General features: G+C 66.6%; 13 protein-coding genes and 1 riboswitch. Of the genes, 5 read left to right on the top strand and 8 right to left on the bottom strand.

Annotated elements, in window-relative coordinates:
• Window positions 1-2 precede the first annotated feature (2 nt).
• From O9281_RS01185 to O9281_RS01170, 4 genes are read left to right on the top strand one after another with little or no spacing between them, the layout of a single operon-like run.
• Window positions 3-686 (top strand): hypothetical protein, encoded by a 684-nt coding sequence (locus O9281_RS01185; RefSeq protein ID WP_298181922.1) that lies wholly within the window; start codon window positions 3-5, stop codon window positions 684-686.
• 27 nt (window positions 687-713) lie between these two features.
• Window positions 714-1,232: an NUDIX hydrolase gene (locus tag O9281_RS01180; RefSeq protein ID WP_298181920.1), complete on the top strand. Its 519-nt coding sequence runs from the start codon at window positions 714-716 to the stop codon at window positions 1,230-1,232.
• A gap of 32 nt (window positions 1,233-1,264) precedes the next feature.
• Window positions 1,265-2,047, top strand: coding sequence for an SDR family oxidoreductase (locus O9281_RS01175; protein WP_298181918.1), 783 nt, complete (start codon window positions 1,265-1,267; stop codon window positions 2,045-2,047).
• 9 nt (window positions 2,048-2,056) lie between these two features.
• The gene (locus tag O9281_RS01170) at window positions 2,057-3,124 is read left to right on the top strand and encodes a LacI family DNA-binding transcriptional regulator (RefSeq protein ID WP_298181916.1); all 1,068 of its coding nucleotides are present in this window, start codon (window positions 2,057-2,059) and stop codon (window positions 3,122-3,124) included.
• Window positions 3,125-3,130: 6 nt separating this feature from the next.
• On the opposite strand, the gene O9281_RS01165 is transcribed toward O9281_RS01170, so the two are convergent.
• The 4 genes from O9281_RS01165 to uvrA form a co-directional block, all read right to left on the bottom strand.
• On the bottom strand, window positions 3,131-4,270 hold the full coding sequence (locus tag O9281_RS01165) for a hypothetical protein (protein ID WP_298181914.1): 1,140 nt from the start codon (window positions 4,268-4,270) through the stop codon (window positions 3,131-3,133).
• 98 nt (window positions 4,271-4,368) lie between these two features.
• Window positions 4,369-4,920, bottom strand: a complete 552-nt coding sequence (locus O9281_RS01160; protein WP_298181912.1) for a TIGR02391 family protein — start codon at window positions 4,918-4,920, stop codon at window positions 4,369-4,371.
• Window positions 4,901-5,611: a hypothetical protein gene (locus tag O9281_RS01155; RefSeq protein WP_298181911.1), complete on the bottom strand. Its 711-nt coding sequence runs from the start codon at window positions 5,609-5,611 to the stop codon at window positions 4,901-4,903. The genes O9281_RS01160 and O9281_RS01155 overlap by 20 nt, the downstream gene beginning before the upstream one ends.
• 195 nt (window positions 5,612-5,806) lie before the next feature.
• Window positions 5,807-8,701 carry an excinuclease ABC subunit UvrA gene (gene uvrA, locus O9281_RS01150; protein WP_298181909.1) on the bottom strand — a complete coding sequence of 965 codons (2,895 nt, stop codon included), beginning with the start codon at window positions 8,699-8,701 and terminating at the stop codon, window positions 5,807-5,809.
• A 166-nt stretch (window positions 8,702-8,867) separates the two neighbouring features.
• Between uvrA and O9281_RS01145 the strand changes: the two genes are divergently transcribed.
• Window positions 8,868-10,931 (top strand): M13 family metallopeptidase, encoded by a 2,064-nt coding sequence (locus O9281_RS01145; protein WP_298181907.1) that lies wholly within the window; start codon window positions 8,868-8,870, stop codon window positions 10,929-10,931.
• A gap of 1 nt (window position 10,932) precedes the next feature.
• Here O9281_RS01145 and O9281_RS01140 read toward each other — a convergent pair whose 3' ends face one another.
• The 4 genes from O9281_RS01140 to O9281_RS01125 are packed head-to-tail and all read right to left on the bottom strand — an operon-like array spanning window position 10,933 to window position 15,360.
• Window positions 10,933-11,664 carry an ABC transporter ATP-binding protein gene (locus tag O9281_RS01140; RefSeq protein ID WP_298181905.1) on the bottom strand — a complete coding sequence of 244 codons (732 nt, stop codon included), beginning with the start codon at window positions 11,662-11,664 and terminating at the stop codon, window positions 10,933-10,935.
• Window positions 11,664-12,626, bottom strand: a complete 963-nt coding sequence (locus tag O9281_RS01135) for an iron ABC transporter permease (protein ID WP_298181903.1) — start codon at window positions 12,624-12,626, stop codon at window positions 11,664-11,666. The genes O9281_RS01140 and O9281_RS01135 overlap by 1 nt, the downstream gene beginning before the upstream one ends.
• On the bottom strand, window positions 12,623-13,495 hold the full coding sequence (locus tag O9281_RS01130) for an ABC transporter substrate-binding protein (protein ID WP_298181901.1): 873 nt from the start codon (window positions 13,493-13,495) through the stop codon (window positions 12,623-12,625). The genes O9281_RS01135 and O9281_RS01130 overlap by 4 nt, the downstream gene beginning before the upstream one ends.
• The gene (locus tag O9281_RS01125; protein WP_298181899.1) at window positions 13,492-15,360 is read right to left on the bottom strand and encodes a TonB-dependent siderophore receptor; all 1,869 of its coding nucleotides are present in this window, start codon (window positions 15,358-15,360) and stop codon (window positions 13,492-13,494) included. Before O9281_RS01125 ends, O9281_RS01130 begins: the two co-directional genes overlap by 4 nt.
• A 94-nt stretch (window positions 15,361-15,454) precedes the next feature.
• Window positions 15,455-15,644: riboswitch (cobalamin riboswitch) on the bottom strand.
• Window positions 15,645-15,722: the final 78 nt, after the last annotated feature.

Raw genomic sequence — 15,722 nt, 5'->3', positions numbered from 1 at the left:
CCATGGCCAAGCCGATCCACCTTACCCCTGCCGAGCATGCGCGTGTTTCCGCCGCCGTTGCCGCGGCCGAAGCGCGCAGCGCGGGCGAGATCGTGACCATCGTGACCGACCGCTCCGATGGCTATGCCGACATCGCGCTGGCCTGGGCGGGGTTCGCGGCGCTGACCGTGCTGACCGCCTTCTCGGTCTTCACGGACGTCTTCCTTGGCATCTACGACCGGGTGCTGGGCGATTGGGGCAGCGAGTGGACCCACCAGGGCATCGCCACCCTGGCCGCCAGCCTTGCCATCGCCAAGTTCATCGCCGTCGTCCTGCTGCAATTCTGGCCGCCGCTGAAGTGGTTCCTGATCCCCCGCTTCATCAAGGCCAGCCGCACCCGCGCCCGCGCGATCACCTGCTTCAAGGTCGGCGCCGAGCGCCGCACCCACGGTCGCACCGGCATCCTGATCTATGTCAGCCTGCGCGAGCATCATGCCGAAATCCTGGCCGATGCCGCCATCGCCTCAAAGGTCAGCCCCGAGGTCTGGGGCGAGGCCATGGCCGCGCTGCTTGCCGGCATCCGCGCGGGTGACCTCGCGACCGGGCTGGCCGGCGCGGTCGAACGGGTCGGCGCGGTTCTCGCCGAACACTTCCCCCGCGCCGCCGACGACCAGAACGAGCTGCCCGACCGGGTGATCGAGGTATGATCCTTCGACAAGCTCAGGACAGACGGCATGGATGAGCCCGAAGAGATCCGCTGGGCCGGCAAGTACATCGTCGCCAAGACCCGTGGCCGGTGGGAGTATGTCAGCCGCGCCCGTGGCATCCGGGCTGCGGTGATCCTGGCGATCGACCCGGAGGACCACGTCATCCTCGTCGAACAGTTCCGCGTGCCCCTCGGCCGTCCCTGCATCGAGCTCCCCGCCGGGCTGATCGGCGATGAGACCGAGGGCGAAGACCCGGTCGAGGCCGCCGCCCGCGAGCTGGAGGAGGAGACCGGCTACCGCGCCGGGCGGATGGAGAACCTTGGCGAGTACCACTCCTCCCCCGGCATGGTGAGCGAGAGCTTCACCCTACTGCGCGCGCATGACCTGGTCCGCACCGGCCCCGGCGGCGGCACGGCGGGCGAGGACATCACCGTCCACCGCGTGGCCCGCGCCGATCTGCCCGCCTTCATCGCCGCGCGCCGGGCCGGGGGCGATGCGATCGACGTCAAGCTGCTGCTCTTGCTAGGTCCGGAACTACTGGGCTAGAGCCTCCCTCATAACAGGAGAGGACAAGGCAGATGGCAGGACGTGTTGCGGGCAAGAAGGCCCTGGTCACCGGCGCAGCACAAGGCCTGGGCGCGGCCCATGCCTGGACGCTGGCGCGCGAGGGTGCGCAGGTCCTGCTGACCGACCTCAACGCCGCCGGAGCTGCCGACCAGGCCGCCGCGATCAACGCCGAACTTGGCGCCGGCACCGCCTTCGCCATGGGCCACGACGTGACCAGCGAAGACCAGTGGATCGCCGCGATTGACGCCGCCGCGCAGCACATGGGCGGGCTCTCGGTGCTGGTCAACAACGCGGGCCTGGGCGTTCCCGGCAATATCGAGACCTGCACCCTGGCCGACTTCCACAAGGCCTTTCACGTCAACGTCGATTCGGTCTTCCTCGGCTGCCAGAAGGCGCTGCCGCTGATGAAGGACAACCAGCCCGGCTCGATCATCAACATCTCCTCGATCGCCGGCCTGATCGCGTCTGACACCATGCCCGCCTACAACGCCAGCAAGGCGGCGGTCTGGCTGCTGTCCAAGTCGGTTGCGCTCTATTGCGCCAAGCGCGGGTGGGACATTCGCTCCAACTCGGTCCACCCCACCTTTGTCGACACCCCGATCCTCGATGGCATGGCCAGCAACCACGGGATGGACAAGGCGGTCCTGCTGGGCAAGCTCGCCCGCCAGGTCCCGCTCGGCCGGGTGGGTGAGCCTTCCGACATCGCCAATGCCGTCCTCTACCTCGCCAGCGACGAAAGCCGCTTCATGACCGGCGCCGAGCTCAAGCTCGACGGCGGCATCTCGGCGATGTAACCGCCGCCCATGGCCGACGGCACCACCACCACCAAGCCCCGCACCTTCCGCGTCACCTCCTTCGATGTCGCGGCCGAGGCGGGCGTCAGCCAGTCCACGGTCAGCCGCGCGCTGGCCGGTGACCCGGTGGTGAGCGAGGCAACCCGCCAGCGCGTGTTCGAGGCCGCCCGCCGCCTCAACTACGCGGTGGACGAGAATGCCGCCCGCCTCCGCTCGGGCCGCACCGCCACGCTGGCCGTGGTGGTGATCTGCCGCCCGGACGAGGACCGCAAGGACCTCAACCCCTTTACCTATGCCCTGCTCGGCACGGTCTGCGCCGCCGCCTCGGCCCGCGGGTACGAGACGCTGGTCAGCTTCCAGGACGGGCCGGAGAACCTCTCGGGCCGCTATGAAGACCGCCGCCGCGCCGATGGCCTGATCCTGATCGGCACCACCCAGAACCTCCCCGCCTGGACCTATTACCGCGACCTGGGCCTGTCCGGCACGCGGATGGTCTGCTGGGGCAGCCCGTTCGACGAGCTGGACTGGATCCGCAGCGACAACCACGCCGGCGCCCGCCTTGCCACCCGCCACCTGCTTGACGCCGGGTTCACGGCCCCGGCCTGCATCGGCTCGGTCACCTCGCTCCAGCACCAGTTCAAGGAACGGTACGATGGGTACGCAGAGGTCATGGCCGAAGCCGGCCTGACCCCGCGCCTCGTCGCGATCGAGGAAGGCCTGTCCCGCGAGGAGCAAGGCCGCCGCGCCGCCCGCCAGCTCATCGCGGAAGGTCTCCCCTGCGACGCGATTTTCGCCGTGTGCGACGAGATCGCGCTCGGCACCCTGCGCGAACTGACCGAGGCCGGGATCGACGTGCCCGGCCGGATCGGCCTGATCGGCTTCGATGGCATCCGCGCCAGCGCCCACGCCATGCCGCCGCTGTCCAGCATCCAGCCCGATTTCGCCGCCGCCGGGGCCATGCTGGTCGACAAGCTGCTGGCGACGATCAACGGAGACGAGAGCGCCGAGGCGACTGCCGCAGAGCGTCGCGTCCCCGTCCGCCTGCTCGCCCGCCAGAGCACGCGCAAGGGCGGCTGAGCCCGCCTAGCCCCCCTCCTCCAGTTCCAGCACTTCGGCCAGCCAGGGGCCGGGCTGGTCCGGATTGGCCCGGGCCAGCGCCACCAGCTCGGCCGGGCTGGCCAGGCCAAAGGCGGCGCGGTGGTAAAGGTCGCGGCGCGCCACGCGGGCTTCCTCCTGCGCCGCCGCCACCGCCTCCAGCCCGGCTTCCTCCGCCTCGGTCAGGGTCCGCAGCCAGCCCGCTTCGGCCCGCGCCTCGTCGCTCATTTCGGCAAGGTCCGCCGCAAGGGCGGGATCCTCGGCCAGTGGCACCAGCTCGCCATGGGGCGGCTGGCGGGCAAATTGCTCGCCGTCCCAGTCCGCCGGGGCCGGCCAGTTGGTCAGCAGGCAGCCCTCCCCGTCGTGCCACCACACGCCGTACAGCCCGATATGCAGCCGCTGCGCCTCGCTGAACGCCGCACCGTCGCGGTCAAGCACGGCGGGCAGCGGCGGCGGAATTGCCGCCCCGTCCTCCGCCTCATCGGCGCGCGTGGACCACATGGACCACAGTCCAGGCGACAAAAAACCGTCCCCCTCTGAATCCACCCCAACCCCCGCTCGCCCTGAGCCTGTCGAAGGACCGTCCTCCTCCACCTCCGGCGCAGGTTCAGGGGCGGGTTCAGGTGGGCGGGCCGGGCGATCCTCGCCCGCTTCATAGCGCGCCAGCACCTCGTCGAACCGGTCGGCGAACTCGGCCACCTCGGCATCGCCGCACAGCCGGTCGAGCCGGGCGAGGTGCGCCAGCAGCAGCCGGTCCGAAAAGCGGCGGCGGCTCGCCACCACCTCGCCATGATAGACCACGTCCTCCTCCCAGCCCTCCAGCGCGCGGCAGGCCAGCACCTCCTCGGCCTGGGCCCGCGCGGCCAGCAAGGCCGCATCCCAGCCCCGCCGAAACCCCGGCGAAGCCAGCCGCGCGCGATAGGCCGTCTGGTGCGAGATACCAGCGGTGGCCGAGGCCGACCGCACCGACCCCGTCGCCGCCAACGCCGCCAGGAACGCCACCTGGCGCGGCCGGGTGAAGAGGCTGCGCACGTCGCCTGCATCGGGGGCGGTGTCGGGATCGGGGGTGGCCCCTTTGTCAGCAAGATGCAGATCGGTGAGAACGGGCAGCGCGGATAAATGCGACATGGGCGGTTGCTCCTTGGCTCAAGGCAAACCGACCATGTTGCAGATTTGGGGGGAGTAGGAAAACTCGTAGTCATGGGCGGCCTTTGAGCCCCCAGCGCTCATGGATCTCCTTTGGCTGTCGCCTCAGCTTGTTTCGCTTTTCTAATAAGATGTTGAGCAAAAACTATAAGCTCCAAAGCTACATCTGGCTCATCAACCCAATCAAATTCATGAGTCGTTGGATTTCTTATGCCAAGCATAGACCCCGAAAACAGCCTCTGATAACCTTTTTGTTCATCGATTTCTGAATTTGTCAGTAAATCTGACCAACGTAAAGCTGGGTTACTTGGAGAAAATGCTTGATCCATTAGAGTTGTTCCATTTTGTCTAATTTCTGGAACTCTCGACTGTATATATTTCTCAACTGCCTTGAATGCCTCGCATACTGAAATATTGTAGTATCCAGAGGCAAACAAATCACCAGAAACGCTGTAAATCTCCGGCTCAGTTACAACTTTTTCAAAAACACTAACTGGTTCTGCACCTTCGGCAGTCGGAGATGGCAAGCTAAGCATTCGAGGAGCTGGCAACGCCAACACTGCTCTCGCCAATCCAATCTCGAGAAGATGTTCTTGGAACTTCTTAATTCCATCAATTATCCGAAGCGTCATACAGATACCGCCTCATAGCTTTGAAAATCGATTCTATCTGCTCTGATCCGGCATCAGCACTGATGTGTATTTGAACATTGATATTCAAAGGCATCTGCTGAGAATGACTGATTTCATTGCTACCGTTAGAAATCCTAGGACGATCTTTCTTCGAATCGGCAGCCTTGGGAGCGGATGCCCGCACTCTGTCTGCAACGCCAACCGCTTTCTCTTTTATTGGACGTTCGTTTGCTTGAGAACCGGTTTGACCGGATTTTGCAGAAGTCTTCGGAGCTTCATTCGGCGAAGGACTCGAGATCAGCAAATATGTTGCTGCCTTGTTGCCAGCTGCACCTAACCCCAATCCCTCTCTTTGAAACCAAGATACAACCTTTTGTCGCTCTGCCGCTCCGGGCGGAGCGACATGGAGCAAGCCTTCGGGATAATTAGCAGAGACAATTTCCTGAACAGCATCGCTGTAGGTTTCATCGAGGCGCCATTTGTCAGCAACCTCTGTTGCTTTACCCTCTTCGCCTATGATCCCCACGTTCTTGAGTTCAGTGATGTATGCTCTAGCGGCAGCCTCCTGCACACTAAGCTGCACTCCAAGTAAACGTTCGTCGATCGTAGCCTTTGGCGTGCGCTGTAGGATCGACCTCAATCCCCACCAAACGGCGCTTGGAATCTGGGGGTACCGGTTCTTCTCCGCCATCCTTCGCATCCTCAAATTACGGATTTGGAATGCTAAATCTGCAGTGATCAGTTTGCTTCGTCTACAAGAAACATCGGCAATCTTATACTTTACCCCAACAATAGCCCCAGATACCGCCCGGCAAACGACCGCTCCACCGTCACAACCTGTTCCGGAGCCCCCTCCGCCACCGAGGAACAAATCCGGGGCAGGCTGTCATTGCCGGTCGAGCAGCGGAGCAAGGTACTTGCCGGTAAAACTCCGCTCCACCTCCACCACCTGCTCCGGTTTCCCCTCGGCAACAATCTCCCCGCCCCGCACGCCGCCTTCCGGCCCAAGGTCGATGATCCAGTCCGCCGTTTTGATCACATCGAGGTTGTGTTCGATCACCACCACGGAATTGCCCTGATCGACCAGGCGGTGGAGCACTTCGAGGAGTTTGCGGACGTCTTCGAAGTGGAGGCCGGTGGTCGGCTCATCAAGGATGTAGAGCGTCTGCCCGGTTGAGCGGCGGCTGAGTTCCTTGGCCAGTTTCACCCGCTGCGCCTCCCCGCCGGAGAGGGTGGTCGCCTGCTGGCCGACCTTGACGTAGCCGAGGCCGACCTCGTTCAGCATGTGCATCTTGTCGCGGATCGGGGGGACGGCCTTGAAGAATTCCTCCGCGTCCTCGATCGTCATGTCGAGCACGTCGGCGATCGAGTGGCCCTTGAACTTCACTTCCAGCGTTTCGCGGTTGTAGCGCTTGCCGCCGCATTCCTCGCAGGTGACGTAAACGTCGGGCAGGAAGTGCATCTCGATCTTGATCAGGCCATCGCCCTGGCACTTTTCGCAGCGGCCACCCTTGACGTTGAACGAGAACCGCCCGGCCTTGTAGCCGCGCGCCTCAGATTCCGGCAGGCCGGCGAACCAGTCCCGGATCTGGGTGAAGGCGCCGGTATAGGTGGCGGGGTTGCTGCGCGGGGTGCGGCCGATCGGGCTCTGGTCGATCTCGATCACCTTGTCGCACATCTCGAGGCCCGTGATCCGGTCATGCGCCCCGGCAATCACCCGCGCGCCGTTGAGCGCACGGGCCGCGCCGGCGTGGAGCGTGTCGAGCGTGAGCGAGCTTTTGCCGCTGCCCGAAACGCCGGTGATGCAGGTGAAGGTGCCGAGCGGGATTTTCGCCGTCACCCCCTTCAGGTTGTTGGCGCGGGCATTGTGGACCGTGACGAAGTGGCCGTTGCCCGTGCGGCGCGTCTTCGGCACCGCGATCCGGCGCGCGCCGGAGAGGTATTGGCCGGTGAGGCTGTCCGGGCTGTTCAGGATATCCGCGAGGGTGCCCTGGGCCACGATCTCGCCCCCGTGGACCCCCGCGCCCGGCCCCAGATCGACCACGTGATCGGCGGCGCGGATCGCGTCCTCGTCATGTTCGACCACGATCACCGTATTGCCCAGGTCGCGCAGCCGCTTGAGCGTGGCGAGCAGCATGTCGTTATCGCGCTGGTGGAGGCCGATGGAGGGCTCGTCCAGCACGTAGAGCACGCCGGAGAGGCCCGAGCCGATCTGGCTGGCGAGGCGGATGCGCTGGCTCTCCCCGCCCGACAGGGTGCCGCTGGTCCGATCGAGGTTGAGGTAATCGAGCCCGACGTTGTTGAGGAAGCCCAGCCGCTCGTTGATCTCCTTGAGGATCGCGCGGGCGATCTGGCTCCGCTGGCTGGTCAGCTGGCCATCGAGCGCGCCGAACCATTCGACCGCATCGGAGACGGAGAGCCGGGTGATCGAGGAGATATCCGCGCCGCCAACCTTGACCGAGAGCGCCTCGGGCTTGAGCCGCTTGCCCTCGCACACCTCGCAGGGTTGCGCGGTCTGAAACTTGCCCAGCTCCTCGCGCATCCAGGCGCTTTCGGTTTGCAGCATGCGGCGGTTGAGGTTGCCGATCACGCCTTCGAAGGCCTTCTTGACCGTGTAGCTCTTTTTCCCGTCGATGAAGGTGAGGTTGACCGGGCGGCCGGCGGTGCCGTGGAGGATCACGATCCGCACCTCGACCGGCAGGTCCTGCCACGGGGTATCGAGGCTGAAGCCGAATTCGGCGGCCAGGCTGGCCAGCACCTGCATGTAATAGGGGCTGGGCGGGTTGCTCTTGGCCCAGGGCACGACCGCGCCCTGCTTGAGGCTGAGCGCCTCGTTCGGCACGACCAAGGCGGAATCGAACAGCAGCTTTTCGCCCAGGCCATCGCAGGCCGGACAAGCGCCCATCGGCGCGTTGAACGAGAACAGCCGCGGCTCAAGGCTTTCGATGGTGAAGCCGGAGATCGGGCAGGCGAACTTTTCGGAGAAGACGATGCGGTTGTCCGGCAGGCCGGCGCCTTTCATCGCGCCGCCTTTGTCTTCCTCGCGCCCCGGCACCTTGCCATCCGCGAGGTCGATATAGGCGAGGCCATCGGCCAGCTTCAGCGCCTGTTCGAAGGAGTCCGCCAGCCGGGTCTCGATCCCTTCCCGGACGGCGATGCGATCAACCACCACCTCGATGTCGTGCTTGTACTTCTTGTCGAGCGCGGGGGCCTCTTCGATCAGATAGAACTCTCCGTCGATCCGCACGCGGGTGAAGCCGGCCTTCTGCCATTCGGCCAGCTCCTTGCGGTATTCGCCCTTGCGCCCGCGCACGACAGGGGCGAGCAGGTAGGCGCGGGTGCCTTCGGGCAGGGCCATCACCCGGTCGACCATCTGGCTGACGGTCTGCGCGGAGATCGGCTCGCCGGTCGCCGGGCTATAGGGCACGCCGGTGCGCGCCCAGAGCAGGCGCATGTAGTCATAGATCTCGGTCACCGTCGCCACGGTCGAGCGCGGGTTGCGGCTGGTGGTCTTCTGCTCGATCGAGATCGCGGGGCTGAGCCCGTCGATATGCTCGACATCGGGCTTCTGCATCATCTCGAGGAACTGGCGGGCATAGGCCGAGAGACTCTCGACATAGCGGCGCTGCCCCTCGGCATAGATCGTGTCGAAGGCGAGGCTCGACTTGCCGGAACCCGACAGGCCGGTGATCACGATCAGGCTGTCGCGCGGCAGCTCGACATCGAAGCCCTTGAGGTTGTGCTCGCGCGCCCCGCGCACGACGATTTTCGACAGCGACATGGTCAGCGCTGTTCCAGATATGTTCGATTCAGGCAAGGGGGACGGAAGGCCATGTCCCCCAGCCCCGTCGAACCGCTGACCCGGTTCGATAACGGACATTGACACACCCCACCCCTGCGCGCGAGGCTCCGGCTATCGGCGTTGTGGCGCCAGGAAGGGGAACATCATGAAGATCAAGCTGCGGCACCGGCCGCTCATCGCTGCTGCTGCGCTGGCGCTTACGCCGGCGCTCGGCCTGTCCGCCCATGCCCAGAGCGCGCCAGCCCCTGACGCGGCCGCGCCGGCCACCACCGCGGTTCCGGGCAAGGCGGTCTATGGCACCTGGGGGGTGGACCTCGGCTTCCGCGACCTGTCGGTCAAGCCCGGCGATGCGTTTGACCGTTATGCCTGGGGCGCCTGGGCCGACCGGACCCCAATCCCGGCCGACCGCCCGGTGACCGGCAGCTGGATCGAAGTGATCGACCGCACCCAGAATGACCTGAAGGACATGCTGAGCGGCGGCGCGGGGACCAAGTATGGCGCCATCTACGCCAGCTTCATGGACGAGGCGCGGATCGAGCAGGTCGGCCTCAAGCCGCTGCTGGAGGACGTTGCCGCCGTGCGCGCGATCCAGACCAAGCGCGATTTCGCGCGCTTTATGGGCGCCACCAATGGCCGGTTCGGCGTGACGCTGATCGAGGCCTTCGTCTATGCCGACACGGCCGATCCGACGATGAATTCGCTCTACCTCAGCCAGGGCGGGCTGGGCCTGCCGGATCGCGAATACTACCTCGCCAAGCAGTTCGAGCCGCAGCGCAAGGCCTATCGCGACTATGTCGAGCGGACCCTGCGCAAGCTCGGCGTCGCCAATCCGGGCAAGGCGGCCGACCAGGTCATGGCCTTTGAAACGGCGGTGGCCGAAAAGAGCTGGGCTGCGGCCGAACGGCGCGACATCACCAGGCTCAACAACCCGCTGAGCAGCCCCGAACTGGCGATGTTCGCCCCGGGGATCGAGTGGGTGGCGCTGTTCGAAGGGGCAAGGATTCCCCCGCAACAGCGGTTGATCGCCGCGGAGAAGACCGCGATCCGCGATCTGGCCGCGATTTACGAGAAGACCCCGCTCGACGTGCTGAAGCTGTGGCAGGAATTCCACCTGACGCACCAGGCCTCGCCCTATCTCAACAAGGCGATGGTCGAGAGCCGGTTCGAATTCACCCGCACGCTCTCCGGCGTCAGCGCGATCCAGCCGCGCTGGAAGCGGGCGACCACGCTGGTCGACAACTCGCTGGGCGAGCTGGTCGGGCAGGATTACGTGAAACTGCACTTCCCGCCCGAAGCCAAGGCCAAGATGGAAGCGCTGGTCGCCAACCTCAAGCTGGCGATGGGCGACCGGATCCGCAGCAATGACTGGATGAGCGCCAGGACCAAGGAAGCCGCGCTGGAAAAGCTGGCGCGGATGGACGTGATGGTCGGCTATCCCGACAAGTTCCGCGATTACTCGGCCTTGCAGATCGACGCGGGCGACCTTTACGGCAACGTCCAGCGCGCCGGTGTGTTCAATGCCGACTATGCCATGGCCGACCTTGGCAAGAAGGTCGATCGCAAGAAGTGGGGCATGAACCCGCAGACCGTGAACGCCTATAACGGCGGGCTGGAAAACAAGATCGTCTTCCCGGCCGGCATCCTGCAGGCCCCGTTCTTCGATCCCAATGCCGACGATGCGGTCAACTATGGGGCGATCGGGGCCGTGATCGGGCACGAGATCACCCACGGTTTCGACGATGAAGGCCGCAAGATCGACGCCAATGGCGCGGTGCGCGACTGGTGGGCCGAAGGCGATGGCGAACGCTTCGAAGCTCAGGCGAAGATCTTTGGCGCGCAATATGCCAAGTACGAGGCGGCCCCCGGCGCCTTCGTCAACCCGGACCTGACCATGGGCGAGAACATCGCCGATTTCGCCGGTCTGCTGGTGGCCTATGATGGCTATCGCAAGTCGCTGAATGGCAAGGACGCGCCGGTGATCGACGGACTGACCGGCGACCAGCGGTTCTTCCTGGCCTGGGCCAATGCCTGGCGCACCAAGGCCCGCGAGGACGCGATCCGCCAGCAGGTGACCGCCGATCCGCACAGCCCCGACCGCTTCCGCGCGATCGGTCCGCTCCGCAATATCGAGGCCTGGTACAAGGCCTTCGATGTGAAGCCGGGCGACAAGATGTACATCCCGCCCGAGCAGCGACCCAAGCTCTGGTAAGTTAAACTGCCAGCGCGCGCTGGCCAGGTTCGCCGAGCCAGCGCGCGTTTACGCCCCAGACCTGGGCCAGCACCGGCTCGGACAGGGCCAGGTCCGGCGGGCCATCGGCAACCAGGTTGCCGTGATCGAGCACCACCACCCGGTCGGCATGGTTCATCGCCAGGGCGAGGTCATGCAGCACCAGCACCACCCCCATGCCCGCTGCGGCGCAGGCGCGCAGGTGGGCCAGTAGGGCGAGCTGGTGGGCGAGGTCAAGGCTGGCCAGTGGCTCGTCCGCCAGCAGCCAGCGCGGGGTTCCGGCAAGGACGCGGGCGAGCAGCGCGCGGGCGCGCTCGCCGCCGGACAGCTGCGTGACCGGGCGATAGGCGAGCGGCAACAGGTCGAGCGCGGTGAGCGCGGCATCGACCGCGGCGGCATCTTCGGTGGCGCCGGTGCGCCAAGGCAGGCGGCCGAGGCCAGCGAGGGTCTGCACGCTGACATCCCAGGCCACTTCGGCGACTTGCGGCAGATAGCCGATGGCCCGCGCCCGCGCTTCGGGGGGCATGGCGGCCAGCAGCGCGCCATCCAGCAGAGCCGCGCCCGATTGCGGCAGAGTCAGCCCCGCCAGGCAGGCCAGCAACGTTGACTTGCCCGCACCGTTCGGCCCGCAGATCGCGGTCACCTCGCCGGGGCGCAAGCGTAGCGAGACGCCGTGGAGGCGGCCGGGCAGGACCAGGCTTTCCGCCGCCAGCATCACACCAGCTCCCGCCGCAAGCGCAGCAGCAGGTGGAGGAAGAACGGCGCGCCCAGCAGGCTGAGCGCGATGCCCAGCCGCAGCTCGCCCCCGGCCAACGGCAGGACGCGGCAGAGGCAATCGGCCACCAGCACCAGCAGCGCGCCCGCCAGTGCGGAGGGCACGATCAGGCGGCTGGGGCGGCCATCGGTAAAAGGCCGCACGAAATGCGGCACCATCAGCCCGACAAAGCCGATGATCCCGGCCACGGCCACCCCGCCGCCCACGGTCAGCCCCACCCCCAGCACCAGCAGCAATTGCAGACGGCGCGGGTCGAGCCCCAGCGAGCGGGCCGCCGCCTCGCCCAGCGTCAGGGCATCAAGGCCCCTTCCGGCGGCGCGCAGCACGGCAATCCCGGCAAGGGTCAGCGGCGCGGCGATCCACACCTCGCGCCACGACCGGTCAGTCAGCGCGCCCATCAGCCAGGTGACGATCTCGCTCATGGCAAAGGGCGTGGGCGAAAGGCTGATCGCGAGGCTCATCAGCGCGCCCGCCAGGCTGGCGATCATCATGCCCGCGAGGGTGAACAGCACGACCCCGCCGTTACGCCCGGCAATAAGCGTCAGCAGCAGCATGGCTCCGGCCGCTCCGGCGAGGGCAAAGGCGGGCAGCGCCCAACCAGCGCTCGCCCAGCCGGTCCAGAAGCTCAGCACCGCGCCCAGCGCCGCGCTGGGGGCAATGCCGAACAACCCCGGATCGGCCAGTGGATTGCGCAGATAGCCCTGCATCGCCGCCCCGGCAGCACCAAGCCCCGCCCCCAGCAGCACGGCCAGCACGGCGCGCGGCAGGCGCAGTTCGGCAAGGATCAGTGCCGCCTCGCTGCCCAGTGGCGCCGTTGGATCGATCCACACCCGCCCGGCCAGCAGCGAGAGCGGCAGGGCCAGCGCCAGTGCGGCGAGGAGGAGCGGGATCGGGCGGGTCATCGGACCGTGCGCCGCACTTCGGCCAGGCGGGCCAGGGTTTGCGGAATGGTCGGCCCGCCGCACCACAGCAGCGCGGGATCGAGCGGGGCACGGGTCGTGCCCGTGAGCCGCGCGAGCGCGGGATGGCCCAGCAGGCGATCCTCCTCGCCATGACTATTCCCCGCGGCCAGGATCACGCACGGCGGGTTGGCCAGCATGTCCTCCAGCGGCAGGTGGCTGGCCTGGGCGAGGCCGCGCGCGGCGGCGGCGTTGCGGAAGCCGGTATGGCTCAGGAGGTCGGAAATCAGCGTCCCCTCCCCCGCCACGATCCCGCCGCCCTGCCAGACGATCGCGGGTACCGGTGCCCCGGCCGGAGCCTTGCTGGCTGCCAGTGCGGTCTCGATCCGCCGGACCAGCGCCTCGCCGCGTTCGGGATGCCCGGCCAGCGCGGCCAGGCGGCGGATCTGGGCAAAGCTGTCGGGCACGGTCGCGGCAATCGGCACCTGTTCCAGCTTCAGCCCGAGCCGCGCCAGTGCCGCGCGGGTCGCGGGCGGGGTGAAATTGCCATCGACCACCAGCGCGGGCTTCAGCGCCAGCACTTCCTCCACGCTGCCGCCAGTCGAGCGGAACTGCCCCGCCGCCGCCACGCCCATCGAGCTGCCGGCGGGATCGTGGCTGTAGTGCGAGATCGCCAGCAGCTGCGCCGGATCGGCCACTTCGGCCAGGATCGCGTCGGTACAGGGGTTGAGGCTGACGATGGTCGGTCCTTCACCTGATGGTGACTTCGTTCCGACAAGCTCAGGACGAACGGACGGCGGGGCAGCCTCACGCGCTGGGGCGGCGGTGCAGCCTGCCGCCACCAGCGCAAGAAGGCTGCCCCAGCGCTTCACAGCTTCAGCCGCAGCCCGACATAGGCCGAGCGGCCATAGGTGCCGTAACCGGCGACCGTCTGGTAAGCTTCATCGAACAGGTTCTCGACGCGGCCATACAGCTCCAGCCGCTCGCCCAGCGGCAGGGAGGCACGCAGCGTGACCACTTCATAGCCAGCGAGCCGGGTGAAATTGCCGCGATCGTCGAAGCTGCTCCCCGCCACGCGCAAGTCTGCGCCCAGCTTCAACCCGCCCAGCGGCGTTTCCAAGTCGAACCCGGCGCTCAGCGTGTCGCGCGGGCGGCGGGCGAGGTCCTTGCCGGTCACCCGGTCGGTCGCCTTGAGATGGGTATAGGCCGCGCGCAGGGCGAGCTTTTCGCTGAGCCTCCAGCCTGCCTCCACCTCGATCCCCTCGGCGCGCGTGCGGCCGGTGTTGAAGTACCCGGCGGGCCAGACATAGTCGATCAGGTTGCGGCTGTCGCGGCGGAACAGGGTGACCGCCAGGTGCCGCCAGCCATTGCGGTCGCCATATTCTAGGCCCGCGTCATAGGCCCGGCTGGTTTCGGGCCGGAGCGCCACGTTCCCGCCATAGCCATAGAGCTGGTACAGCGTCGGCGCCTTGAACCCCTCGCCATAGGAAGCGCGCAGGCGCAGGTTTTCGCTCAGTTCGACCGAGCCATTGGCGCCGAAGGTCCAATGCGTGCCGAACCGGTCGTGATCGTCGATCCGCAGCCCAGCGGAGAGGTTCACCCGCTCGCTGCCATAGCCGAGTAGCAAGTGCGCCGAGGACAGGCGGGCATCCTTTTCCGCATCGAAGCTGGTCGAAAAGCGGGTCCATTCGCTGTCCGCGCCAAAGTTGAGCGTGAAATCGCGGCTCAGGTCGACCTTGCCACCGAAATCGGCCCGCCAGGAGCGGCCGGCCGTGGCGAAATTGGGTGCCGTGCTGGCCGGCGCGTCGGAATAGTCGCGCTGGGTATCGGCATAGGCCAGGCCCAGCCGCAGCCCGGTGGTACCCGCCGTGTAGTCCAGCCAGACCCGGCCCGAGCCCTGCCGCGTGGTCTGGTATTCCGGCGTATCGGCAAAGCTGTAGCTCGGCGGCGGGAAACCGTCGAACTCGACCCGGCTATCGGCATAGCGGGCCACGGCCTTCAGCGTCAGGTCGCTGGTCAGGTCGACAAAGCCGTTGAGGCTGCCCTGCCACTGGCGGAACCCATCCGGCTCGGTGCCGCCGGCATAGGCCGAAATCCCATCGCTGCGGACATGGCTGCCGATGAAAGTTATGCCCCGGCCATCGGAGCTGGTGCCCAATGCTAGATCGGCGCTCAGCGTATCGTTGGCGCCATATTCGATCCCGCCGCGCACGCCGTCGACCCCGGCGCTGGTCAGGGCGAGCACTCCGCCGATGGCATCGCTGCCCCAGACCACCGAGTTCGATCCTCGCAGCAGCTCGATCTTGCCGATCCCCGCGGGCACCAGGGTGCCAAGGTCGAACCCGCCCGAGGGTGCGGCCACATCGGCCAGCCGCACGCCGTCCAGCGTCACCACCACCTGCTGCGAATTGGCCCCGCGCACGAACAGGCTGGTCTGGCTGCCGAGCGGGCCGGAGCGGGCCAGCGAAACGCCGGGCAGGCGTTCCAGCACGCGGGTCAGGTCCGGCCCCTGCACGGCGGCAATCTCGTCCGGCCCGACAATGCTGATCGACTGGCCGCTGGTCACGATCCGGTCGCGCCAGCCGGTGCCCAGCACGGTGATGTAGTCTTCCCGGATCGGATGGGTCAGGATGATGACCTTCGAGCCATCATCGGCGACGCCGGCCTCCTGCACCTCCTGCGCCATTGCCGGAGCGGCAATGGTGAGTGAACAACCCAGCAGAAACAGATATTTCACACGCAATACTCCCGTCATGAACGACTGCCGTTCATGGCGGAAGGGCCCGCACCATTGCGGGTCCTCTGCTGCATTCCGGTACACCCCGCCCGGCTGCGGAACGACCGTCTCAGGCAGGTCTCCTGGCTCCCGGATCATCGCCTTGCCCCGCCTTCCCAGCTCGAAAGCCAGTGGCATGTGGAGGTTCGGCTCCCCGGTCACAGTTGCGGGGGCAGCGCGGCATTTCCAACCGCTTCCCTCTTAGGTCTGGCGCTAACCAGACAACCCGTGACGTGCCGCTTCCCTAGTCCCAGAGCCAATCCGTGGCAAGCCTGCCGCCTTTTCTTAACCGCTTAAGGCTATGCCCGTGACCCGTCCCGCTT

This window comes from Novosphingobium sp., assembly GCF_027531025.1.
In the GTDB taxonomy this organism is placed as follows: Bacteria; Pseudomonadota; Alphaproteobacteria; order Sphingomonadales; family Sphingomonadaceae; genus Novosphingobium.
This window is presented reverse-complemented; position numbering and strand designations above follow the sequence as displayed.